Annotated in this window: 17 protein-coding genes; 5 read left to right on the plus strand and 12 right to left on the minus strand. The window is 66.8% G+C overall.

What is annotated here, in order from left to right:
* Positions 1-124 precede the first annotated feature (124 nt).
* The 5 genes from MasN3_RS22895 to MasN3_RS22915 all read right to left on the minus strand — a co-directional run bounded on the left by MasN3_RS22895 (position 125) and on the right by MasN3_RS22915 (position 7,858).
* Positions 125-3,046: a ribonucleoside-diphosphate reductase subunit alpha gene (locus MasN3_RS22895; protein ID WP_281910490.1), complete on the minus strand. Its 2,922-nt coding sequence runs from the start codon at positions 3,044-3,046 to the stop codon at positions 125-127.
* 611 nt (positions 3,047-3,657) lie between these two features.
* Positions 3,658-5,112 carry a sigma-54-dependent transcriptional regulator gene (locus MasN3_RS22900; protein ID WP_281910491.1) on the minus strand — a complete coding sequence of 485 codons (1,455 nt, stop codon included), beginning with the start codon at positions 5,110-5,112 and terminating at the stop codon, positions 3,658-3,660.
* Positions 5,113-5,145: 33 nt separating this feature from the next.
* Positions 5,146-6,798, minus strand: a complete 1,653-nt coding sequence (locus MasN3_RS22905) for a two-component system sensor histidine kinase NtrB (protein WP_281910492.1) — start codon at positions 6,796-6,798, stop codon at positions 5,146-5,148.
* A gap of 8 nt (positions 6,799-6,806) precedes the next feature.
* The gene (locus tag MasN3_RS22910) at positions 6,807-7,058 is read right to left on the minus strand and encodes a PP0621 family protein (RefSeq protein ID WP_281910494.1); all 252 of its coding nucleotides are present in this window, start codon (positions 7,056-7,058) and stop codon (positions 6,807-6,809) included.
* The gene (locus tag MasN3_RS22915) at positions 7,055-7,858 is read right to left on the minus strand and encodes a cytochrome C assembly family protein (RefSeq protein ID WP_281910495.1); all 804 of its coding nucleotides are present in this window, start codon (positions 7,856-7,858) and stop codon (positions 7,055-7,057) included. Before MasN3_RS22915 ends, MasN3_RS22910 begins: the two co-directional genes overlap by 4 nt.
* Positions 7,859-8,118: 260 nt before the next feature.
* Here MasN3_RS22915 and ffh point away from each other — a divergent pair, with 260 nt between their 5' ends.
* Together ffh and MasN3_RS22925 are read left to right on the plus strand one after the other, a co-directional pair.
* Positions 8,119-9,486 (plus strand): signal recognition particle protein, encoded by a 1,368-nt coding sequence (gene ffh / locus MasN3_RS22920; RefSeq protein ID WP_281910496.1) that lies wholly within the window; start codon positions 8,119-8,121, stop codon positions 9,484-9,486.
* Between the two features lie 232 nt (positions 9,487-9,718).
* Positions 9,719-10,093, plus strand: coding sequence for an SWIB/MDM2 domain-containing protein (locus MasN3_RS22925; RefSeq protein ID WP_281910497.1), 375 nt, complete (start codon positions 9,719-9,721; stop codon positions 10,091-10,093).
* A gap of 185 nt (positions 10,094-10,278) precedes the next feature.
* On the opposite strand, the gene MasN3_RS22930 is transcribed toward MasN3_RS22925, so the two are convergent.
* From MasN3_RS22930 to MasN3_RS22945, 4 genes are all read right to left on the minus strand, one after another.
* Positions 10,279-11,649: an alkaline phosphatase gene (locus MasN3_RS22930; protein WP_281910499.1), complete on the minus strand. Its 1,371-nt coding sequence runs from the start codon at positions 11,647-11,649 to the stop codon at positions 10,279-10,281.
* A gap of 19 nt (positions 11,650-11,668) precedes the next feature.
* Positions 11,669-13,123: an alkaline phosphatase gene (locus tag MasN3_RS22935; protein ID WP_281910502.1), complete on the minus strand. Its 1,455-nt coding sequence runs from the start codon at positions 13,121-13,123 to the stop codon at positions 11,669-11,671.
* A gap of 78 nt (positions 13,124-13,201) precedes the next feature.
* On the minus strand, positions 13,202-13,819 hold the full coding sequence (locus MasN3_RS22940) for a lytic transglycosylase domain-containing protein (RefSeq protein WP_370662374.1): 618 nt from the start codon (positions 13,817-13,819) through the stop codon (positions 13,202-13,204).
* 2 nt (positions 13,820-13,821) lie between these two features.
* On the minus strand, positions 13,822-15,540 hold the full coding sequence (locus MasN3_RS22945; protein ID WP_281910504.1) for a proline--tRNA ligase: 1,719 nt from the start codon (positions 15,538-15,540) through the stop codon (positions 13,822-13,824).
* Between the two features lie 206 nt (positions 15,541-15,746).
* On the opposite strand from MasN3_RS22945, the gene MasN3_RS22950 reads away from it, so the two are divergent.
* The 3 genes from MasN3_RS22950 (at position 15,747) to MasN3_RS22960 (ending at position 18,592) form a co-directional block, all read left to right on the plus strand.
* On the plus strand, positions 15,747-16,391 hold the full coding sequence (locus MasN3_RS22950) for an RNA pyrophosphohydrolase (protein WP_281910505.1): 645 nt from the start codon (positions 15,747-15,749) through the stop codon (positions 16,389-16,391).
* A gap of 116 nt (positions 16,392-16,507) precedes the next feature.
* On the plus strand, positions 16,508-16,936 hold the full coding sequence (locus MasN3_RS22955; RefSeq protein ID WP_281910507.1) for a DUF1841 family protein: 429 nt from the start codon (positions 16,508-16,510) through the stop codon (positions 16,934-16,936).
* A 141-nt stretch (positions 16,937-17,077) separates the two neighbouring features.
* Entirely contained in the window at positions 17,078-18,592 is a 1,515-nt protein-coding gene (locus MasN3_RS22960; RefSeq protein WP_281910509.1) for an aspartyl protease family protein, read from the plus strand.
* Here the strand turns inward: MasN3_RS22960 and MasN3_RS22965 are convergent, their stop codons facing one another.
* The 3 genes from MasN3_RS22965 to MasN3_RS22975 all read right to left on the minus strand — a co-directional run bounded on the left by MasN3_RS22965 (position 18,593) and on the right by MasN3_RS22975 (position 22,832).
* Entirely contained in the window at positions 18,593-20,065 is a 1,473-nt protein-coding gene (locus tag MasN3_RS22965; protein WP_281910511.1) for an amidohydrolase family protein, read from the minus strand.
* An 87-nt stretch (positions 20,066-20,152) separates the two neighbouring features.
* Positions 20,153-21,271: an AraC family transcriptional regulator gene (locus MasN3_RS22970; RefSeq protein ID WP_281910512.1), complete on the minus strand. Its 1,119-nt coding sequence runs from the start codon at positions 21,269-21,271 to the stop codon at positions 20,153-20,155.
* A gap of 40 nt (positions 21,272-21,311) precedes the next feature.
* Positions 21,312-22,832 (minus strand): SulP family inorganic anion transporter, encoded by a 1,521-nt coding sequence (locus tag MasN3_RS22975; RefSeq protein WP_281910513.1) that lies wholly within the window; start codon positions 22,830-22,832, stop codon positions 21,312-21,314.
* Between the last annotated feature and the right edge of the window lie 77 nt (positions 22,833-22,909).

Raw genomic sequence — 22,909 nt, forward strand, 5'->3', positions numbered from 1 at the left:
GTGTTGGTTCCTTCTTTCATGAAGCGTCCGCGCGAGGCGGACGATCGGTCGTATTGGTTCAGTAAAGTCAGCGGTGCGGACCGGCATGCATGCCGGTCCGCACCCGAGGCCGCTTATTGGCGGCTTATTGGCAAGCCTCGCACTCGTCGAAGCCGGCGTCGCCCGGACGCAGGTAGCAGGCGGCGCCTTCCACCACGTCCGCCGCGGCGGCAGGGGCCGCGGCCGGAGCCGCGGCTGCCGGCGCGGCATGGCCGGCCGACAGGCCGCCCGAGACCGGCACCGCGTTCAGGGCGCCGGTGCGGGTGGTCGACTTCTCCATGTGCGTCGCCGCGATGGTGCGCAGGTAGTAGGTGGTCTTCAGGCCGCGCAGCCAGGCCAGTTTATACGTCTCGTCCAGCTTCTTGCCCGAGGCGCCGGCCATGTAGATGTTCAGCGACTGGGCCTGGTCGATCCACTTCTGGCGGCGCGATGCCTGTTCCACCAGCCACTTCGGCTCGACTTCGAAGGCGGTGGCGTAGATGTCGCGCAGGTCTTGCGGCACGCGGTCGATCTTGCTCAGGGAACCGTCGAAGTACTTCAGGTCGGCGATCATCACCTCGTCCCACAGGTCGCGCGCCTTCAGGTCGCGCACCAGGTAGGAGTTGATCTCGGTGAATTCGCCCGACAGGTTCGACTTCACGTACAGGTTCTGGAAGGTCGGCTCGATGCAGGCCGACACGCCGATGATGTTCGAGATGGTCGCGGTCGGGGCGATCGCCACGCAGTTCGAGTTACGCATGCCGAACTGCTTGATGCGCTCGCGCACCACGGTCCAGTCCATCGATTCGCTGGTGTCCTGCTCCAGGTAGCCGCCGCGCTCTTCCGCCAGCAGCTTGATCGAGTCCTGCGGCAGGATGCCGCGGTCCCACAGCGAACCTTCGTAGGTCTCGTAGCGGCCGCGCTCCTCGGCCAGCTCGGTCGAGGCCAGGTAGGCGTAGTAGCAGACGGCTTCCATCGACTTGTCGGCGAATTCCACGGCCTTCTCGGAGGCGAACGGCACGCGCATCATGTGCAGGCAGTCCTGGTGGCCCATGATGCCCATGCCCACCGGGCGGTGGCGCAGGTTCGAATTGCGCGCCTTGTCCACGGCGTAGTAGTTGATGTCGATGACGTTGTCGAGCATGCGCATCGCGGTGCGGATGGTCTTCTGCAGCTTGGCGTGGTCCAGGCCCTCGCCTTTCATGTGCTGCGGCAGGTTCACCGAGCCCAGGTTGCAGACGGCGATCTCGTCGGCGCTGGTGTTCAGCGTGATCTCGGTGCACAGGTTCGACGAGTGCACCACGCCGACGTGCTGCTGCGGCGAACGGATGTTGCACGGATCCTTGAAGGTGATCCACGGGTGGCCGGTTTCGAACAGCATCGACAGCATCTTGCGCCACAGGTCGAGCGCTTCGACCTTCTTGTACACGGTCATTTCGCCGCGCGCCGCCTTGGCTTCATAGGCGACGTAGGCTTCTTCGAAGGCCTTGCCGACCTTGTCGTGCAGGTCAGGCGTTTCGCTCGGCGAGAACAGGCTCCAGTGGCCCTTCTCCATCACGCGCTTCATGAACAGGTCCGGAATCCAGTTCGCGGTGTTCATGTCGTGGGTGCGGCGGCGGTCGTCGCCGGTGTTCTTGCGCAGGTCGAGGAATTCCTCGATGTCCATGTGCCAGGTTTCCAGGTAGGCGCAGACCGCGCCCTTGCGCTTGCCGCCCTGGTTCACCGCGACGGCGGTGTCGTTCACGACTTTCAGGAACGGGACCACGCCCTGCGACTTGCCGTTGGTGCCCTTGATGCGCGAGCCCAGTGCGCGGACCGGCGTCCAGTCGTTGCCCAGGCCGCCGGCGAACTTCGACAGCAGCGCATTTTCCTTGATGGCGTCGTAGATGCCTTCCAGGTCGTCGCCGACGGTGGTCAGGTAGCACGAGGACAGCTGCGAGCGGCGGGTGCCCGAGTTGAACAGGGTCGGGGTCGAGCTCATGAAGTCGAACGACGACAGCAGGTTGTAGAACTCGATGGCGCGCGCTTCGCGGTCGGCTTCGCGCAGGGCCAGGCCCATCGCGACGCGCATGTAGAAGGCCTGCGGCATCTCGATGCGGGTTTCGCGCACGTGCAGGAAGTAGCGGTCGTACAGGGTCTGCAGGCCGATGTAGCCGAATTGCAGGTCACGGTCGGCGACGATGGCCTTGGCCAGGCGCTCGAGGTCGTAGGTGCCCAGCGCTTCGTCCAGCAGCTCGTTCTGGATGCCCTTGGCGATGTACTGCGGGAAGTAGGTGATGTACTCGGCGGCTGCGCCGGCTTGCGGCACTTCATGGCCGAAGACTTCCTTGCGGATGGTGTGCAGCAGGATGCGCGCGGTGACCTGGCTGTAGGCCGGGTCGGTTTCCATCAGGGCGCGGGCGGCCAGGATGGCCGACTTGTGCAGCTCCTCGACCGGCACGCCGTCGTACAGGTTCTTCAGGGTCTCGGCGACGATCGCGTCGGCGTCGACGTGCTTCTCCAGGCCCGAGCAGGCGGCGTTCACGAGGGCGTGGACGTCGTTGATGTCCAGCGGGCGGCGCTCGCCGCCGTCGACCACGTGGATCTGCGGCGCGGCGACCTGGGTGCCGCCCGCGGCTTCCTTGGCGGCGCGGCGCTCTTCCATGCGCTTGGCGCGGTACAGCACGTATTCGCGCGCGACGTCATGCTCGCCCGAGCGCATCAGCGACAGTTCGACCTGGTCCTGCACGTCCTCGATGTGGAAGGTGCCGCCGTTCGGCTGGCGGCGCACCAGGGCGGCCACCACGTTGCCGGTCAGCTGCTCGACCAGCTCGCGGATGCGGGCCGATGCGGCGCCCTGCCCGCCGGCGACGGCGAGGAAGGCCTTGGTCATCGCGACCGAGATCTTGTGCGGTTCGAAAGCGACCACGGCGCCGTTGCGGCGGATAACCCGGTAGTCACCACGCGCGACGATCTCTGCGGGCGTGGCGGTGGCCGACGCGCCTGGGGTGACGTGTGGATTGATCGAAATGTCTTGTGCTGTTTGCATTGAGCCTCCAGTGAGCAGCGAACCTGCCGTTTGTCTTGCGCCGGACTTGTCAACCGGACAAAATTTTAAGCAAAGCGATACCCCGCCAGATGGAAATTCTTACTGGCAACCAAGCAAGAGACCGATGCGGCAGGGTAGAAATCGTTGTTGAATCAGGCGCTTGCAGAGCAAGCTTCAAGTCGGATGTGAACCAGTTTCTGCTGATCCACTACCACTATATCTAGTGCCCGAACTTGATATGAGACTAATTGTAGTGCCTGACCCAGGTCAGGGCAAGTGACGGCGCTTGTATTATTTTTCGTTTTTTTTGGTGCGCAGGCTTGACAAGCCCATAGGGCAAGAACGACGGGCGGTATGCGGTGAGCGGGCACTAACACTGTTCCGGAACACTGCACAAGGCTTCAGCAGCCACATGCGCGTCGCATCATTCTTGTGCATTTTGCACTGGCGAAAAGACAACATGATGACACCGCAGGTCTTGCTTTTGTAGGGTGGTCGGCTTGTCCGACCGCGCGTGCACGTCCCGCGTGAAACGAGGCGGTGTCATCTATTCACGCACGGTTTGAACGCGCGGCCGGCAGAGCCGGCCACCCTACATTATATAGAGATGCTCATGCATGGTCGTCCGGCGCGCAGATCTCCAGCTTCTGCATCTGGTAGCGCAGCTGGCGCAGGCTGATGCCGAGCAGGCTTGCCGCCTGGGTGCGGTTGAACTGGGTCTGCTGCAGGGCGCGTCCGATGATCTCGCGCTCGACCTGGCTCAGGTACTCGGGCAGGTTGGCGGGCAAGCCATTCGGGCCCAGCATGGCGCAAGCGGGCGCCGCCTCCGCCGCGGGAGACACCGGTGTCGGCACCGGTTCAGGCAGCGGCACGGGCGCCGGCGCGCTCGCGGCCGGTTCGCGCCGCGCCGTATCGCCCGGCCGCGCCGCCTTGAGCGACAGGTCGCCCACGTCGATCACGCCGTCGTTGGCAAAGGCCAGCGCCCGCTCCAGCACGTTCTCCAGCTCGCGGATATTTCCGGGAAAGGAGTAGGCGCGCAGCGCGTCGAGCACGCCCGGGCCGAGCGCGGCCTGGCCCGGCCCGGCCAGGCGCGCCAGGATCGCGTCCACCAGCGGCGCCAGGTCGTCGATGCGTTCGCGCAGCGGCGGCAGCGACAGTTCGATCACGTTCAGGCGGTAGAACAGATCCTGCCTGAACCTGCCCTGCTCCACGCACTTGGCCAGGTCCTGGTGGGTGGCGCTGATGATGCGCACGTCCACCGGTTCTTCGACGGTGGCGCCGATCTTGCGCACGCGCCGCTCCTGGATGGCGCGCAGCAGCTTGACCTGCATCGGCAGCGGCAGGTCGGCCACTTCGTCCAGCATCAGAGTGCCGCCGTTGGCGGCCTGGAAGAAGCCGTCGCGCTCTTCCGCCGCCCCGGTGAAGGCGCCCTTGCGGTAGCCGAAGAACTCGGCCTCCATCAGGGTTTCGGGAATGGCGCCGCAGTTCACCGCAACAAAAGGCTTGCCGGCGCGCGAACTCTGGGCGTGGATCTCGCGCGCCGCCAGTTCCTTGCCGCTGCCGGATTCGCCGGTGATCGCGATCGGCGCGTTCGAGCGCGCCAGGCGTCCGATCTGGGCGCGCAGCGCCGCCATCGCGCTTGAGGTGCCGATCATGCGCGAGCCGGGCACCCCGCCGTCCGGCTGCGGCGCCGGTGTTTCGGAAAGCTTCAGCGCCGAGCGCACCATCACACGCAGCGCATCCAGGGCCACCGGCTTGGAGATGTAGTCGAAGGCGCCGGCCTTGAGCGCCACTACCGCGTTCTCGGCGCTGCCGTAGGCGGTGATGACGGCGATCGGCGTGCCCTTGTGCGAGGCCGTCACCTCGCGCACCAGTTCCAGCCCGAGGCCGTCCGGCAGGCGCATGTCGGTCAGGATCAGCGCATAGTCGTGCTCCTCGACCAGGCCGCGCGCCTGGCGCAGCGTGGCGGCGCTGTCGACGTCCAGCCCCATCTTGAGCAGGGTGATCTCGAGCAGTTCGCGCAGGTCGGCTTCGTCGTCGACCACCAGGATGCGGGGTGCGGTCATGGTTCTCTCACACTATATATAGGCAAGCCGGGTTCACGCCGGCTGCGGGAAGCTGATCACGAAACGCCCGCTGGCCCGGCGCGGTCCGGTGGCGGTGGGATCGAAGCGGTATTCGTAGTCGAGCTTCGCGTCGTTGTTCAGGCACAGCTCGCGCGCCAGGTACAGGCCCAGGCCGGTGCCCTTGCTCGAGGTCGTATAGAAGGGCTCGAACAGGTGGGCGCGCACTTCGGGCGTGATGCCGGGGCCGTCGTCCTGCACGTGCAGTTCGATCCGGCCGGCGGCGTCCAGGGCCGGGAAGATGCGGATGCTGGCCGGCTCGCGGCTGGCGTAGCGCACCGCATTGCCCAGCAGGTTGAGCAGCACTTCGTGCAGGTGCAACGGGTCGAAACGCAGCGCGCTCGTCCCGGGGTCGCCCAGGTAGACTATATCATCCGCGAGCCCATGGGTTTCGCAGAATTCGGCCTTCAGCTCGGCGAGAAAAGCGGCCAGCTGCACCGGCTCGCCGTTCGGCTGCACCTTGCGCGACAGCTGCAGGATGTCCTCGACCATGCGGTTCACGCGCGCCACGTTGTCGCCCACGATCTTCAGCAGGCGCACCTCGGCCGGGCCGTGCAGGTCTTCGGCCAGCAGCGCGGTGGCGTGACCGATCGCCGACAGCGGGTTGCGCACCTCGTGCGCGATGCTGGCGGTGAGGCGCCCCATCGAGGCCAGCTTGAGCTGCTGCGCCTGGTTCTCGATGGCGCTGACGTCCTGCATGAACACCACGCTGCGTCCCAGCGCGGCATCGAGCGTGTCCACCCGCGCGAAGCGCAGCTTCAGGTGCACCGGCTGGTCGCGCCGGCCGCGCAGGGGGCCGGCGTCTTCCTGGTAGGGCTTGACGGTCACGAACGACGCGTCCTCGCCCGGTGCGCGCAGCCAGGCGCTGAAGGCTTGCGCCAGCGGTTCCAGGCCCGGCGCCTCGCCCAGCCGGAAGGCCGCCACCTCCCCTTCCAGGCCCAGCATGCGGCGGGCCGCCGGGTTGCCGGTGAAGACCGCGCTGTCGTTGCCCACCACCAGGATGCCGTCGCCGACGTCGGCGATCACGATCGCATTGATCGCCTGCTGCACACGCAGGTCGGCGCCGCGCTGCGCGGCCAGCTCTTCCTGCTTGATCAGGCGCGCCGCCAGGCGGTTCACCACCAGCACCCCGGCGAAGAAGGCGGCGCCGTACAGGCCGGCCTGCATCGGCGAGCGCTCGTTGTCCTGCATGAAGACCTGCCAGGTGGTTTCCAGCAGCAGGAACAGGGTGGCGACCGCGCTCGAGAACAGCGCCAGCGTCAGGGGCGCCAGGATGGCGGCGCCGGCCAGCGGGAACAGGTACAGGATCGCCAGGCCGCTGCGCATGCCGCCGGCTTCCAGGTAGAGCAGCGAGATCACGGCCAGGTCGACCGCGATCTGGCAGCCCAGTTGCAGCGCGAAGCGGCGCCGCCACCAGGCGCCGAGCGCGCCGAAGACCAGCGCCGCCGCCAGGTAGAACAGGCAGGCCGGGGCGTTGGCCGCGTCCAGGCGCATGCCCCCGTCGGTGATGCGCACGCCCAGGTAGAGCAGCAGCACCAGCGCGATGACGATGCGGGTGACGGTGAAGGTCTGGAGCGAACGCCACAGGGTCGTGCGCGCTTCGCGGGACAGCACCGCTGTTGGCGACATCGGCCGGCTTACTGCGGCGGCAGGCGCACGTGGCCCGGCGAGCAGTAGTCGTGGCCGTCGGCGTGGACCGCTTCGGAGGCCGGAAAGTGGATGCCGCAGTGCGCGCACTGGGTCATGGTTTCGATTTCGCCTACCGGCGCCTGGCGCGGCGGTGCCTGGTGGGGGGGCGGCTGGCGGCGCGCGCCCAGGCCCTTGAGCTTGGCGCGGATCGCCAGGACGACCAGCCCGATCAGGAGGAGCCAGAAGATGACGCGGCTCATGCCAGCCCCCGGTGCAGGACGACTTCGAGCACGAAGCGGCTGCCGACGTAGGCCAGCGCCAGCGTGGCGAAGCCCGCCAGCGTGAAGCGCAGCGCGGTCTTGCCGCGCCAGCCCTGGAAACGGCGGCCGGCCAGCAGCGCCGCGAACAGCAGCCAGGACAGCAGCGCGAATACGCTCTTGTGGTCGAGGCGCAGGGCGCGGCCGAACAGCTGTTCGGAGAACACCACGCCCGACAGCACGGTCAGGCTGAGCAGGATGAAGCCGATCCAGATCACGCGGAACAGCAGCTTTTCCATGGTCAGCAGCGCCGGCAGCTGGTCCAGCGCGCTGCCCAGCCAGCCGCCGCCGGCGGCACGCGTGTGCAGGCGCGCCTCCTGCAGCGCCATCAGCACGGCGTGGAAGGCGGCGATGGTGAGCGTGCTGTAGGCCAGCACCGCAACCAGGACGTGCCAGCCGAAGGCCGGCGTCTGGCCGTTCAGCGGCAGCAGGCTGCCGGGGAAGACCACCGGCAGCACGCTTGCGGCGACGGCGAAGGGCATGACCAGGCGGCGCATGCCGTCGAGGGCGAAATTGCGGTTTTCCAGCCAGTAGGCGGCCACCGAGACCCACAGGGCGCTCGAGAGCATGATGGCAAAGCCGACGCGCAGCCGGCCCGGCTCGGCCACGTCGAGTCCGAGCGCGGCGCCATGCACCGCCCAGGCCACGGCGGTGACGCCCGAGATGACGGCGCCCCGGCGCGACGGCAGCAGGGCGCACACCGCGTACAGCAGGGCCGCGGCGAGGAAGAGGGAATTCTGCATAATAAGAGTCTACACCATCGGGAAATGGCGGGGGCGGGCCCTGCCCCGCCCCTAAGGCATATTTAAGCGCTCATCCAGCGACGATCCGGTCGGGCAGGTAGACTGCAATCATGGCCAATGAGTACGTGATCTGTGATCGAACGCATCACAGGTGACGAAAAACTGCGTTATATCGCTGCGGCGGTCGAACTCGGCGGCTGCCGCAAGGTAGAATGGCGGTTTGTCGAATGCGACGTGCTGTCTTATATAGTAGGTAGAACATGCTAGATAACCTTACCCAACGCCTAGCCAAGGTCGTCAAGACGATGCGCGGCGAAGCGCGCCTCACCGAGGCGAACACCGCCGAGATGCTGCGCGAAGTGCGCATGGCCCTGCTCGAGGCCGACGTGGCGCTGCCGGCGGTGCGCGAATTCATCGCCAAAGTCAAAGAGAAAGCGCTGGGCGAAGAAGTCATCGGCTCGCTCAGCCCGGGCCAGGCCCTGGTCGGCGTGGTGCAGCGCGAGCTGGCCGCCCTGATGGGCGCCGACCTCGGCCCCGACGCCACCCAGCTGTCCTTCGCCCAGCAGCCGCCGGCGATCATCCTGATGGCCGGCCTGCAGGGTGTGGGTAAAACCACCACCACCGGCAAGCTCGCCAAGTACCTCAAGGAACAGAAGAAAAAGAAGGTCCTGACGGTGTCGGCCGACGTCTACCGTCCGGCCGCGATCGCGCAGCTGGAGTCCGTCACCAAGCAGGTCGGCGCCGACTTCTTCCCGTCCACCGCCAACGACAAGCCGGTCGACATCGCGCGTAACGCGCTGGACTGGGCCAAGAAGCACTACCACGACGTCCTGATCATCGACACCGCTGGCCGCCTCGGCATCGACGAAGCGATGATGCAGGAGATCGCCGCGGTGCACGCGGCCGTCAATCCGGTCGAGACCCTGTTCGTGGTCGACGCCATGCTGGGCCAGGACGCGATCAACACCGCCAAGGCCTTCAACGACGCGCTGCCGCTTACCGGCGTGGTGCTGACCAAGCTCGATGGCGATTCGCGCGGCGGCGCCGCCCTGTCGGTGCGCCACGTGACCGGCAAGCCGATCAAGTTCGCCGGCGTGTCGGAAAAGCTGGACGGCCTGGAAGCCTTCGATCCGACGCGCATGGCCAACCGCGTGCTGGGCATGGGCGACATCCTGGCGCTGGTCGAAGAAGCGCGCAAGGGCGTCGATGCCGAGGCCGCGACCGAGCTGGCCAACAAGATCAAGGGCGGCGGCAAGTTCGACATGAACGACTTCAAGGCCCAGCTGACCCAGATGAAGAAGATGGGCGGCATGTCCGGCCTGCTCGATAAACTGCCGGCCCAGTTCCAGCAGGCAGCAAGCGGCGCCAACATGGACCAGGCCGAAAAGCAGGTGCGCCGCATGGTCGGCATCATCGATTCGATGACGCCGCAGGAGCGCGCCAAGCCGGACCTGATCAAGGCCAACCGCAAGCGCCGCATCGCGGCCGGCGCCGGCGTGCAGGTGCAGGAAGTGAACCGCATGCTGAACCAGTACGACCAGATGCAGACCATGATGAAGAAGCTCAAAGGCGGCGGCTTGATGAAGATGATGCGCGGGATGAAGGGCATGATGCCCGGCCTGCGCTGAGCGTCCGGCGATTCCCGGAAAACCGCGCAGACACGGGCTTTGCGCGGTTTTTTACATTCCGGCACGCGTTTTTTTCATTTGCGGATGCCCTAGTGTGCGATAGCTCGCATATCGGGGCTTACAAGAATGAAAAAATTTCGAAAAAGACTTGCATGAACAGTAAAAGGCCACCAATATAAGCCGGTGCGTCAATAACGCAACTTTCCCTGTGATCGTTTTAGGAGGCTCGAAGATGGCAACAGCCAAAAAATCCACCGCAGCGCCAGCCAAGCCAGCCGCCAAGCCGGCAGCAGCGGCCAAGCCTGCAGCAAAAAAAGCAGCTCCAGCAAAAGCAGCAGCGAAGCCGGCCGCGGCACGCAAGCCGAACGCCGCTTTCATGAAAGAGATGACGCCGTCGGGCGAACTGGCAGCAGTGGTCGGCAACAAGCCGCTGCCACGCACCGAAGTCACCAAGAAGGTCTGGGACTACATCAAGGCACAGAACCTGCAAGACGAATCGAACCGCCGCATGATCAATGCCGACGACAAGCTGAAGGCTGTCTTCGGCGGCAAGGCGCAGGTCTCGATGTTCGAAATGACCAAGCTCATTTCGGACCACCTGAAGTAAGCACTGGCCGGCTGTCCAGTAGCCTTGCAAATGAAAGCCCCGGGAGACCGGGGCTTTTTGTTTGGATGCGCATCGTAGGGTGGGCGGCTTGGCCGTCCGCGCGTTCGACTGACCGACGCTTGTACGCGCCGCATCTATTCACATACGGTTTGAACGCGCGGCCGGCATAGCCGGCCACCCTACATTCACAGGCCTGCCGCTGCCTTCATCAGGTGGAACACCTGGGTGTTCTCCATCGTCCCCTTGAACGGCGCCGAGCCCGCGCCGGTGGCGTACAGCTTCACGTCGCCGCCGCCGTGCGATTCGTACACGGTGCGCACGCCGGCTTCCTGCCGGTACTCGTCGCCCTGGGCCACCGCGCTGTCGACGTCGGCGCGCACGTCCGGACGCACCTTGCCGTTGCCGAACAGGAGCGCGGTGAAGGTCTTGCCGTCGGCGTCCTTCTTCGGCTCGCCTCTGGCGTAGTCGTGCACGATGTCCAGCACCTTGCTGCCGCGCTTCGGATAGCCGCTCAGGACCATCGTGTGGTCATGGTCGGCGGTCACGACGATCAGTGTGTTCTCCAGCCCCGGATCGATCTCGCGCATGCGGTCGATCGCGGCCTGGATCGCCTCGTCGAAGGCCACCGTGTCGGCCAGCGCGTTCTTGGCATTGGTGTCGTGCAGCGCATGGTCGATCTTGCCGCCTTCGACCATCAGGAAGAAGCCGTCCGGGTCTTTCGACAGCAGCTCGATTGCCTTCAGGGCCATCTCGCTCAGGGTCGGCTGCTCCGCGCGGCGCGCCAGCGAATAGTCCATGTGGGTGTCGGCGCTGTAGATGCCGACGAACTTGCGGCCCGGGCGCGCCGACATCATGTCGGCGCGGGTCTTGCCCACCGCGTAGCCCTGCGCCGCGAACTCCGCCATCAGGTCGCGCCCGTCCGCGCGGCCTTTCGGGTTGGCGGCCTTGTCGAAGGGCGTGAAGTGGTGGCGCCCGCCGCCCATCAGGACGTCGACGCCGTCGCCCAGCGCGCGGTTGTAACCCTCGCCGCCCGGCACGATCTGGCGCGCGATGGCGTAGGCCGCGTCGCGGTGGCAGACATGCGAGAAAGTCGAGGCCGGCGTGGCGTGGGTCAGCTCGGTGGTGGTCACCGCGCCCACCGATTTGCCGCGGGCCTTGGCCAGCTCCAGGATGGTCGGCACGATCACGCCGTCGTTCGGCGCGCACTTGTCGATCGTGCGGTTGCCGTTGGCGTCCTTCTCGGGATCGATGGCGCGCGCATCCTTGATCGAGATGCCGTCCTGGTTGATCTTCACGCCGGTCATGTAGGCGCCCATCGAGGGCGCGCTGTCGGTGGTCTGGAAGTCGTTCGAATAGGTCTTGATGCGCGCGGTGCGCTCCAGGCGTTCGAAGTTCAGCAGGCCGTCCTCGCCGTGCTTGAAGATGCGCGCGGCGCTGATGGTGGTCGGGCCCATGCCGTCGCCGAGGAAGAAGATGATGTTCTTGGCCTGCGGCGCGGCCATCGCGCAGCTGCTTGCCAGGCTGGCGGCGAGCAGGAAGTTGAGTCGTTTGTTCATGGGTAGGTTCCTTGTCCGCTTACAGGCCGGCGGCCGTCTTGATCAGGCCGAAGACACGGGTATTGTCGATGGTCCCGCGGAAGAGTTCCGCGCCGGCGCCGGCGGCGCCCAGGTAGACGTCGGTGCCGCCATGGGTTTCGGCTCCGGTGCGCGTGCGCACCACCGCTTCCTGGTGGTAGTCGTCGCGCGTCACGATCTCGTCGGTGAGCGCGGGCTGGCTGGAGCGCGGACCGTTGGTGCGGTTCTCGCCGGTGCCGAAGCCGATGATGGTGAAGGGGCGGCCTTCCTTGTCCAGCTTGGGGCTGCCGTCGAGGTTGCGCACCAGGCCGAGCACGCCCGGATTGGTCGGCGTGGTCTTGCCGGTGCGGACCGTGTAGCCGTTCAGGAGCAGCGTGTGGTCATGGTCGGCGGTGGCGACGATCAGGGTGTTCTTCAGGCCCGGGTCCAGCTGCTCCATCTTCTCCAGCGCGGCCTGCATGGCGTCGTTGTAGGACACGGTTTCCTGCAGCGCGCGCTTGGCCAGCGTGGCATGCAGCGCATGGTCGATCAGGCCGCCCTCCACCACCAGGAAGAAGCCCTTGCCCTGCGCGCCCGCATGCGGCGCCAGCAGGTCGATGGCCTTGCGTGTCATCTCGGTCAGGCTCGGCTGCTTGGCCGGGTCGCGAGTAGCGTCGTAGTCCATGTGGTTCGGCGCGAACAGGCCGATGGCCGGCTGCCGTGCATCGAGGGCGAGCGCCTTGAAGCTTGCGCTGTCGCGGGCGACGCGGAAGCCCTGCGCCTGCATTTCGGCCAGCAAGTCGCGGTTGTCGGCGCGCTTGCCGCCGCTTGCGAAGGGGGTGAAGAACTGGGCGCCGCCGCCGAACATCACGTCCAGGCCGCGCGCTCCGAGCGCCGGATTGTAGCCGGCGCCGCCCGGCACCAGCATGGCCGCGAAATCGGTCTCGAGCTTGCGGTGGCAGCCATGGCCATACGCGGACGCGGGGGTGGCGTCGGTGACGCTGGTGTTGGTGACCACGCCCAGCGCCATGCCGCGCTTGCGCGCCAGTTCCAGCAGCGTGGTGGCGGGCGAGCCGCCCTCGCACTTGCTGACCAGGGCATTGCCGTTGGCGTCCTTGCCTGGCGCGACCGAGCGGGTGCCGAAGGACATCGAGATCACGCCGTTGTTGTGCTTCACGCCGGTCATGTAGGCTGCCATGCCGGCGGCGCTGTCGGTGACCATGGCGTCGTTCGAGAAGGTCTTCACGAAGGCCGACTCGGGCAGGCGGTCGATGGTGAGTTCGCCCGCTTCGCCGGCGTGGAAGATGCGCGCGGCGGTGAGGGTGTTCAGGCCCATGCCGTCGCCGAGGAAGAAGATCACGTTCCTGGCGCGCTCTTCGGCCTGGGTGTGCGCGGGGACTTGGGAGGCTGGCGGCACGGCCGCGCAGCCGGCCAGCGCGGCGATGAGGACAGCGCCGGCAAGGGTGGACAATCGCATGAGGACCTCTACGTCTGGAAAGCGCAGAGTGTAATGCATTATGGCAGCTGGAATTGTTGCGGGATTGTTAGCAGGGCATTATCCGTGCTTGAATTCCCACTTCTTCCACGCCGCCAGCACCGCGTTCGGGTACTGCGGCTTGCCGCGGCTGCCGTTGTAGCGGCCGAGCGCGAGATACAGGTTGCCCTTCTCCATGTCGATGTACATGCGCAGGATCGAGCAGCCGTAGCGCAGGTTGGTCTGCATGTGGAACAGCTTGCGGCGGTCGCTGTCGCCGATCACGCGGGTCCAGAACGGCATCACCTGCATGTAGCCGCGCGCGCCGGCGATCGAGATCGCGTACTTGCGGTAGGCCGACTCCACGTGGATCAGGCCCAGCACCAGCCCCGGATCGAGGCCGGCGCGGGTCGATTCGTACCAGACCGATTCGAGGAATTCCGTGCGCGACGAGGCATCCGGGATACGCTTGGCGAGCCGGCGCGACATCTCGTCGAACCAGGCCCGGTAGCGCGCCCGCGCCTGCTCGTCGCGCAGCACCGGCTTCGGTGGGCGGCCGTCGTTGATGGCGTTGGCCAGGGCGAGGCGGACCGAGTCGGCCAGCGCTTCTTCCTTCTGGTTGCCGGCATGCGCCGCGCCGGCAAGCAGCAGCGCGCCGGCGAACAGCGCACTGCCCGCGAAGGGGAACAGCGTCGCCAGGCTCACTTGCCCAACTTGCCCTTGATGAAGGCGACCATGCCGTCGACCGGCACGCTGGTGGCGGCTTCGTCGCGGCGGCCCTGGTATTCCAGGTTCCCTTCCTTGAGGCCGCGCTCGCCGATCACGACGCGGTGCGGCACGCCGATCAGTTCCCAGTCGGCGAACATCGCGCCCGGACGCAGGCCGCGGTCGTCGACGATGACGTCGATGCCGGCCGCCTGCAGTGCGGCGTACAGCTGCTCGGTTTGTTCCTTGACCATCTCGCTGCGGTCCAGGCCCATCGGGCACAGCACCAGCTCGAACGGGGCGATCGCATCCGGCCAGATGATGCCCTTGTCGTCGTAGTTCTGCTCGATCGCCGCGCCCAGGATGCGGGTCACGCCGATGCCGTAGCAGCCCATCTGCAGCGGGGCCGGCTTGCCGGCTTCGTCCAGGAAGGTGGCGTCCATCGCTTCCGAATAGGCAGTGCCGAGCTGGAACACGTGGCCCACTTCGATGCCGCGCTCGATCGCCAGCACGCCCTTGCCGTCCGGCGAAGGATCGCCTTCGACCACGTTGCGCAGGTCGGCAACGAGCGGCTCGGCGCAGTCGCGGCCCCAGTTGGCGCCGACGTAGTGGTAGTCGGCTTCATTGGCGCCGCAGACGAAGTCGGCCATGGTGGCGACGCTGCGGTCGGCCACCACGGTGACCGGCTGTTTCGTGCCGATCGGGCCGAGGTAGCCCGGCACGGTGCCGTACACTTCCTGGATCTCGGCTTCGGTCGAGAAGCGGAATTCCTTCAGGCCCGGCACCTTGTTCACCTTGATCTCGTTGAGCTCGTGGTCGGCGCGCAGCAGCAGCAGGAAGTAGGTCTTCTGGCCTTCGTTGTCGACCGTGAGGGCGATGCTCTTGACGTGGCGCTGCAGCGGGATGTTCAGGAGTTCGGCCACGGCTTCGCATTTGGTCTTGCCCGGGGTCGAGGTCTTGACCAGTTCTTGCGTGCTTGCCGCGCGCTCGCCGCCGGCCAGGGCTTCGGCCGCTTCGATGTTGGCGGCGTAGTCGGAATCGGGGCAGTACACCAGCGCGTCTTCGCCGGTGCTGGCGATGACGTGGAATTCATGCGAGCCGGTGCCGCCGATGGCGCCGTTGTCGGCCGCCACCGCGCGGAACTTCAGGCCGAAGCGCGTGAAGATCTTGGTATAGGCGTCGAACATGGTGGCGTAGGACTTCTGCATGCCCTCGACGTCGCGGTCGAAGGAATACGCATCCTTCATCGTGAACTCGCGGCCGCGCATCAGGCCGAAGCGCGGACGGCGCTCGTCGCGGAACTTGGTCTGGATGTGATAGAAGTTGATCGGCAGCTGGCGGTAGGACTTGAGCTCGCTGCGCACGACGTCGGTAACGACTTCTTCCGAGGTCGGCTGGATGGCGAACTCGCGGCCATGGCGGTCTTTCACCCGCATCAGCTCCGGGCCCATCTTGTCCCAGCGGCCCGTCTCCTGCCACAGTTCGGCCGGCTGTACCAGCGGCATCAGCAGTTCGATCGCGCCTGCCTTGTTCATCTCTTCGCGGATGATGTTCTCGACCTTGCGGATGATGCGCAGGCCGGTCGGCATGTAGGTGTAGATGCCCGAGCCGAGGCGCTTGATCATCCCGGCGCGCATCATCAACTGGTGGCTGACGATTTCCGCGTCAGAAGGCGCTTCTTTAAGCGTAGAAATAAAAAATCGTGAGGCGCGCATATCCGTGAATTCTTTTTAAAAAGAGAGGGTTATAATCGACCTAATTTTAAAGGATTAGCTGGCTGATGCGTCCAATCTTTCTACAAAAGGGTCCGGAACAAGCAGAGCCTGTCCCATCGGCTATCCGCCGGAGGGGTGGGCAAACAAGGCACTGTGGATAAAAATATAAGGATCGTACGGCCGGCAGAAAGTTTCGAGGTGCACTTATGCTCGATCGTGAAGGGTTCCGCCCCAACGTCGGCATCATCCTGCTGAACGCCAATAACGAGGTGTGGTGGGGCAAGCGGGTGCGCGAGCACTCGTGGCAATTTCCGCAAGGGGGTATCAAATACGGCGAAACGCCGGAACAGGCGATGTACCGCGAACTCGAGGAAGAGATCGGTTTGCGCCAGGAGCACGTCAAGATCGTGGGCCGCACCCGCGACTGGCTGCGCTATGAAGTGCCCGACCACTTCATCAAGCGCGAGATCCGCGGCCACTACCGTGGCCAGAAGCAGATCTGGTTCCTGCTGCGCATGATGGCGCGCGATAACGACGTCAACCTGCGCCTGACCGACCATCCCGAGTTCGACGCCTGGCGCTGGCACGACTACTGGGTGCCGCTGGACGTGGTCATCGAGTTCAAGCGCGATGTCTACCAGCGGGCGCTGCAGGAGCTGTCGCGCTTCCTCACCTGGCCGGCCAAGGGGCAGCACGGCGAACGCCGCCACAGCGCGCGCTACCTGCGCCAGCCGCACAACCGCGCCCAGGGCGGCGGCAAGGCCCAGCAGGCCCTGGCCAACGCGGTGGCGCCGGCCGCCGCTGCCAAGCCGGCCACGCCCGATTCGCTGGTGCTGGTGCCGGACGAGTAAGCCGCGTCATGGGGAGCAGCCCGCTCCCCATGGCGGTCTCCCGCCGCGTCCCGGAGCAGAGCGCGGCAGGAAGCGCTAGAATGCCGGCTTCCTGCCTTTTTTCTGCCTCCCCTGCCATGTTCACTCCGTCCTCGCACGACGTGCGCCGCTTTTTCTGCGAAGCCCTGCGCAAACAGCGCAACGGCGAGATCCTGAGCCCGATGGACGCCATCGCGGCCGACTGGATCGTCCAGCATCCCGAATACCATGCCGAACTCGACGACGTCGAAGCGGCCATCGCCCGCGACTACTCGGTCGAAGGCGGCAAGCCGAATCCTTTCCTGCACCTGTCGATGCACCTGTCGATCGCCGAACAGGTCTCGATCGACCAGCCGCGCGGCATCAAGGCCGCGCACGACCTCCTGGTGGGCCGCATCGGCGAGCACGAGGCGCACCACCAGATCATGGAATGCCTGGGCGAGATGATCTGGAAGTCGCAGCGCGGCGGCGTGCCGCCGGATACCGAGGCCTACATCGAATGCGTGCGCCAGCGCGCCACGCGCTGACAGTCCCTCGACATGATTCGAAAATGCGGCATATGCCGCATTTTTTGTATCATGTTCCAAATCGCAACAGTTTGGCTTCAGCATGCGGGGTCTATGCATATGGGATTGCCGGGAATACAACTCCGCTCCTAATATGTACATATGAAGACGATCCTCCGCCTGCTGGGCGCGGCCTGCGCCCTCCTCCCGCTCGCCCATGCCGCGGCGCAGACCTGCACCTACACGCCGATCGCCAGGCTGCCGCTGCGCTATAGCGGTACCGGCCTGGAAATCACGGCCGAGGGCAGCATCAACGGCACCCCGGCCGAACTGCTGGTCGACACCGGCGCCTATGCGACTGCGCTGACGCGCACCGGCACCGAGCGGCGCGGCATCCGCCTGTACGCCACCGGCAGGCATGCCCAGGGCTTCGGCGGCAGTTCGCCGATCTATGCCTCGATCGTCAATGAATTCATCGTCGGCCCGGTCCGTGCCGGCCGCAGCAACATGCCGGTGATCGGCAGCTTCGGCGACACCCCCTCCTACGACGGCATCCTGGGCGCCCCCTTCCTGTTCCAGACCGACGTCGAGATCTCGCTCTCGACCAAGCAGCTGAGCTTTTTCGTCCCCGAGAAATGCGGCGGCACCTGGCTCGGCTATTGGGGCAAGGACGTGCAGGCGATCCCGCTGCGGCGTCACGACGAACACCACATGAATCCGAAGTTCTTCGTGCGTATCAACGGCAAGGAACTGGAGGCGATGATCGACACCGGCGCCTTCGCCTCCATGATCACCGCCGACGCCGCCAAGCGCGCCGGGATCGCGCTGGACGGTCCGGGCGTCACGAAGGGCTCGGACATCGGCGGCATCGGCAACTACGCGGCGCAGCGCTGGCATGTGACGACCACCTTCCAGATTGGCGAGGAAACGGTCAAGAACGCCGAGATGGGCGTGGAAAACTCCGGCCTGAACATGGCCGACGTGGTGCTGGGCGCCGACTTCCTGCGCGCCCACCGCGTGCTGTTCGCGCTGAGCCAGAACAAGCTGTACTTTTCCTATGTGGGCGGCGAGCCCTTCGGCCAGCGGCGCACGCTGGAGCCTTGGGTGCTGGCCGAGGCGGAGGCCGGCAACGCCGACGCCCAGTTCACGCTGGCCGGCGCCTACCGCAGCGGCAAGCTGGTGGCGAAGGACCGCGAGCGTGCCAAAGAGTGGCTGGAAAAGGCGGCCAAGGGCGGCAACGGCCATGCCAACCTCTACACCGGCCATGAGCTGCTGGTGCAGCGCGACTATGCCGGCGCCGCGGCGCGCCTGCGCAGCGCGCTCGACAAGCTGCCGGCCGAACGCCACGGCGCCCTGTGGCTCTACCTCGCGCGCGTCCGCGCCGGCCAGCCCGAGCTGGCGAAATCGGAACTGGCCGCGATCTTCGCGCGCACCGCGAGCGACGAATGGCCGAAACCGATCGGCGAGTTCTACCTCGGCACCCTGTCGACCGACAAACTCCTGGCGGAAGCCGGCGGCGCGCGCAGCGAAGGCCAGGTACGCCGCTGCGAAGCGCTGGCGGCGATGGGCGACTGGTACCGCGCGCATGCCAGGGCCGAGCAGGAGCAGGCCATCGACGCCCAGATCGCGGCCAGCTGCACCACGCCCGAGCTGACCTACGCAAAACTCGGCGGCTGATCACTGCGCGCCGGCCGCCAGCTCCTCGCGCTCGACCTGCCGGCCGCCCACCCACAGCGTGACGATGCCGTCCCAGGCCTGCACGCTCGCCAGCGGCGAATCGCGCAGCAGCAGCAGGTTGGCGTCCTTGCCCGGCTCGATGCTGCCCAGCCGGTCGAGCAGGCCGAAGGCGCGCGCATTGTTGATGGTCGCGGCCCGGAATACCTGGGCCGGGCTCAGGCCGGCCTCGGCCAGGTGCTGCATCTCCAGGAAGCCGTTCAGACCCGGCAGGTTGCCGTAGGTCGGCGAGGACGGCGTATCGGTGGCGAACAGGATGTTGGCGTCGCGCGCGGCCAGGTATTTCACTACCTGGCGCAGGCGGCGCAGCGGCGCCTGGCCCGCTTCCAGCATCTCCTCATGGCTGTGCCCTTCCGCCAGCTCTTCCCCGAACCATTGCCCGCCCGGCGTGGCGTACCAGTCGGCCAGCGCCTTGGGCACCACCTTGCGCACGCCCGGGTGATCCAGGTAGCCTCGGTCGAAATAGGCGTCCAGCCCCACTAGCACGCGCATGGTCGGCTGGTAGCCGATGCCGGCCGCGGCGATCCGGTCGAGCAGCGCGCGGATCTCACCGGGCAGCTCCTTGCTGCCGTTCAGGCTGCCCCAGTGCCACATGCCGTGCGCCAGCACGTCGGCCCCGTTGTCCACCGCGAAGCGCTGGCCCTCGAAGGAATTGGCATGGGTGACCAGGGTCATCCGGTTGGCGCGGGCGGCGCCGCGCACCTCGGCGAACAGGGCCGGGCTCCATACCGGCAGGTTGCGCTCGCGGCCGAAGCCGCGCTCGAAGTGGGTCTTCACGCACACCGCGCCGGCCGCCTTCGCCCGCGCCACGCCGGCCTGGGGCGTGTGCTCCTCCGGGCGGTAGCCGGGCGGCACGCTGGTGGGCCGGGCCGGATCGTAGACCGAATTCGGAAAGGCGGCGAAACGCTTGTCTGCGGGCAGGAAGGACATCGGGTAACCGTTCGCCATCGGCAGCGGCTGGCCGCAATGGACCACCTCGGGATGCAGCGGCGCGGCGCGCAAGCGCGCGATCACCCCCATGTCGGCCACCGCCAGGTCGACCACGGTGGTGTAGCCGTAGTAGAGGAAGGAACGGGGCAGCTGCCGCTGGTAGCTTTCTGCCAGCGCCTGCTGTTCCCGCGCCTGTTCCAGGCTCATCCCGGGCACCGCGTGCAGGTGCACGTGCGAATCGATCAGGCCGGGCGTCAGATAGCCGCCCTTGCCGTCGACGCGCCGGGCGCCGGGCGGCATGCGTCCGCCCGGGCCGCGGTGGACGGCGGCGATGCGGCCGTTTTCCACCAGCACGCTGCCGGCTTCGATGCGCTCGAGCCGCTCGGGCGAGACCAGTTTGACGTTGGTGATCCAGATCGCCTCGGCGGCGGCGGGGGGAACAAGCGCCAGGGCGAGCAGCCCGGCGAGCAATGGCTTGCACTTCATGCGTGAACTCCAGTGAACGTTGAATCGAGCCTGGAGTGTGGGCTCACACAGGGGTGCCGGCGTCCCGGATCATGATCCGGGACCTGCTTATGCGCCCGGAAGCGCCCCTTCGCGGCGCCGGAACTCGCCCGGCGTCATCCCGGTATGCGCCTTGAATACGCGGTTCAGCGCGCTCTTGCTGTTGAAGCCGGAGGCCAAGGCCAGGTCGAGGATGGTCGATCCCGACCTGCCCGGGTCGTGCAGCGCCGCCTTGAGCGCCTCGACCCGGTGGCGGTTCAGGTAGTCCTGGAAGTTGGCGCCGCAGGCGCTGTTGATCAGCTGCGACAGCTCGTGCGGCGTCAACGCCAGCCACTCGGCCAGCGCTTCCAGTTTCAGCTCGCCGTCGCGCCAGGGCTGCTCCTTGTCCATGCAGGCTTCCAGCCGCGCCAGAAATTCCCCACGTTCGGCGTCCGCCAGCGCGCGCTCGCCATAGCGCGGCTTGGGCGGCGCCGCCGGTGCGGCTGCGGGAAGCCGGTAGCCGAGCGGCTGGCGGATCGCCAGGTAGGCGGTCGCGTACAGGAAATACAGCAGCACCAGCGCACCGGCCACGTCGGCCGACACCGGCAAGGCCACCAGCGCGAACTCGAGCGCCAGCGCCAGCATGCTCAGCACGCCGCCGAACAGCCAGATCCCGAGAAGGCGGCGCAGGCCGGCGGCCAGCGGCTGGGCCGAAGCACGGCCGACCAGGACGTAGCAGGCGCGAACATAGGCCAGGAAGATCAGCAGCTTGGCCAGCGCCGCCGCGGCGACGTACCAGGGCGGGCCGTCCAGGCCGCGCATCCAGGCCAGCTTGGCCGCGGCCGGCTGCAGGTAGAAAGGCAGCAGCGCCAGCGTGGCCAGCGCGAAGGGCAGGAAATGCAGCGCCTGGGAGCGGTCCAGGGGGCGCTCGTGCAGGATGCGCGCGAAGTACAGGTAAAGGAGCGGGCCGCTGGCGAAGCCCAGCGGCAGGACCGCCAGCGCGCTGTGCGGCCAGTCCTGGTACAAGCCGGCCAGGCCGAGCCAGGCATGGCCGACGACCGCCACGCACAGGAGCATGAGGGCGGCCAGCAGCCCGTTGGCGGCGCGCAGTTCCGGCCGGCGCGCGCCCGGCAGCAGGAGCACGGCGGCCAGGAAAAGGCCCTGGCCGATTGCCAGCAGGAAGAGTCCGGACAGGATGGTCGTCGACACGTGTGGCTACATGCTTGTCAATCCTGCCATTCTGCCCGAATCAGCCCAGCTTGTCGTCGGCGACGTGGTAGCGCGGGTCTTCCGGCAGGTTCACTTCGATCATGTCCTTCGCCTTCTCCAGCAGTTCGCGGCAGTCCGGGCTCAGGTGGCGCAGGTGCAGGCGCTTGCCGAGCGCCCGGTAGCGCTCGGCCAGGGCGTCGATGGCCTGGATCGCCGAATGGTCGGCCACGCGCGCGCGTCGGAACTCGACCACCACGTCCTGCGGATCTTCTTTCGAGCTGAACAGCTCATTGAAATTCGCGACCGAGGCAAAAAACAGCGTACCTTCCAATTCATACACCTTCCAGCCCTGCGCATCGGTCGAGGTCTTCACGCCGATCTGCTTCGCGTGCTGCCAGGCGAACACCAGCGCCGACACGATCACCCCCGCCAGCACCGCCACCGCCAGGTCGAAGGCCAGGGTGATGCCCGCCACCAGCACGATCACCAGGGCGTCGGCGCGCGGCACCTTGCCGAACAGGCGGAACGTGCCCCATTCGAAGGTCTTTTCGCACACGAAGAACATCACGCCGATCAATGCCGCCAGCGGGATCTGCTCGATCCAGCTCGAGCCGACCAGGATGAAGGCGAGCAGGGACAGCGAAGCCACGATGCCCGACAGGCGCCCGGTGCCCCCGCTGTTCACGTTGATCATGCTCTGGCCGATCAGGGCGCAGCCGCCCATGCCGCCAAAAAAGCCGGTGACGACGTTGGACGCGCCCAGCGCCAGGCATTCTCGGTTGGGCTGGCCGCGGGTGTCGGTGATCTCGTCGATCAGGGTCAGCGTCAGCAGCGACTCGATCAGGCCGACGCCGGCCAGCACCAGCGCATACGGGAAGACGATGCGCAGGGTCTCCAGGTTCCAGGGCACCTCCGGCACCGCGAAGCTGGGCAGGCCGCCGGCGATCGAGCCGAGGTCGCCCACGGTCTTGGTGTCGATGCCCAGCAGCGCGCAGCCGGCGCTGGCCGCCAGGATGCCGACCAGGGTGCTCGGCACCGCCTTGGTGAAACGCGGCGTGAGGTAGATCACCGCCAGGGTGGCCGCCACGACCGCCAGCATGGTGGCCAGTTCAGGGCCGCCCATCCATTGCATGGCGCCGTCCGGGCCCGGGGTCTTGAAGTGGCCGAACTGGGCGACGAAGATCACCAGCGCCAGGCCGTTGACGAAGCCGAGCATGACCGGGTGCGGCACCATGCGGATGAACTTGCCCAGGCGCGCGGCCGCGAACAGCAGTTGCAGCGCGCCCATCAGCACCACGGCCGCGAACAGGTACTGCGCCCCGTGCTGCACCACCAGCGCCACCATCACCACCGCCAGCGATCCGGCCGCGGCCGAGATCATGCCGGGACGGCCGCCGAACGCGGAGGTCATGAAGCAGACCAGTACCGCGGCGTACAGGCCGGTGAGCGGCGAGACCTGGGCCACCAGGGCGAACGCGATCGCCTCGGGGACCAGGGCCAGGGCGACGGTCAGGCCGCTGAGCAGGTTGGATTTGAGGTGGGACGGGGAAAATAGCGGCATCGGGGCTCCGGAAAGCAAAATCCCCCCGCCGGTTGCCCGGTCGGGGGGATCGACAGTTTACCAGCTGGCAGCCGGAA

Origin of the sequence: Massilia varians (assembly GCF_027923905.1) — a bacterium.
GTDB lineage: Bacteria > Pseudomonadota > Gammaproteobacteria > Burkholderiales > Burkholderiaceae_D > Telluria > Telluria varians_B.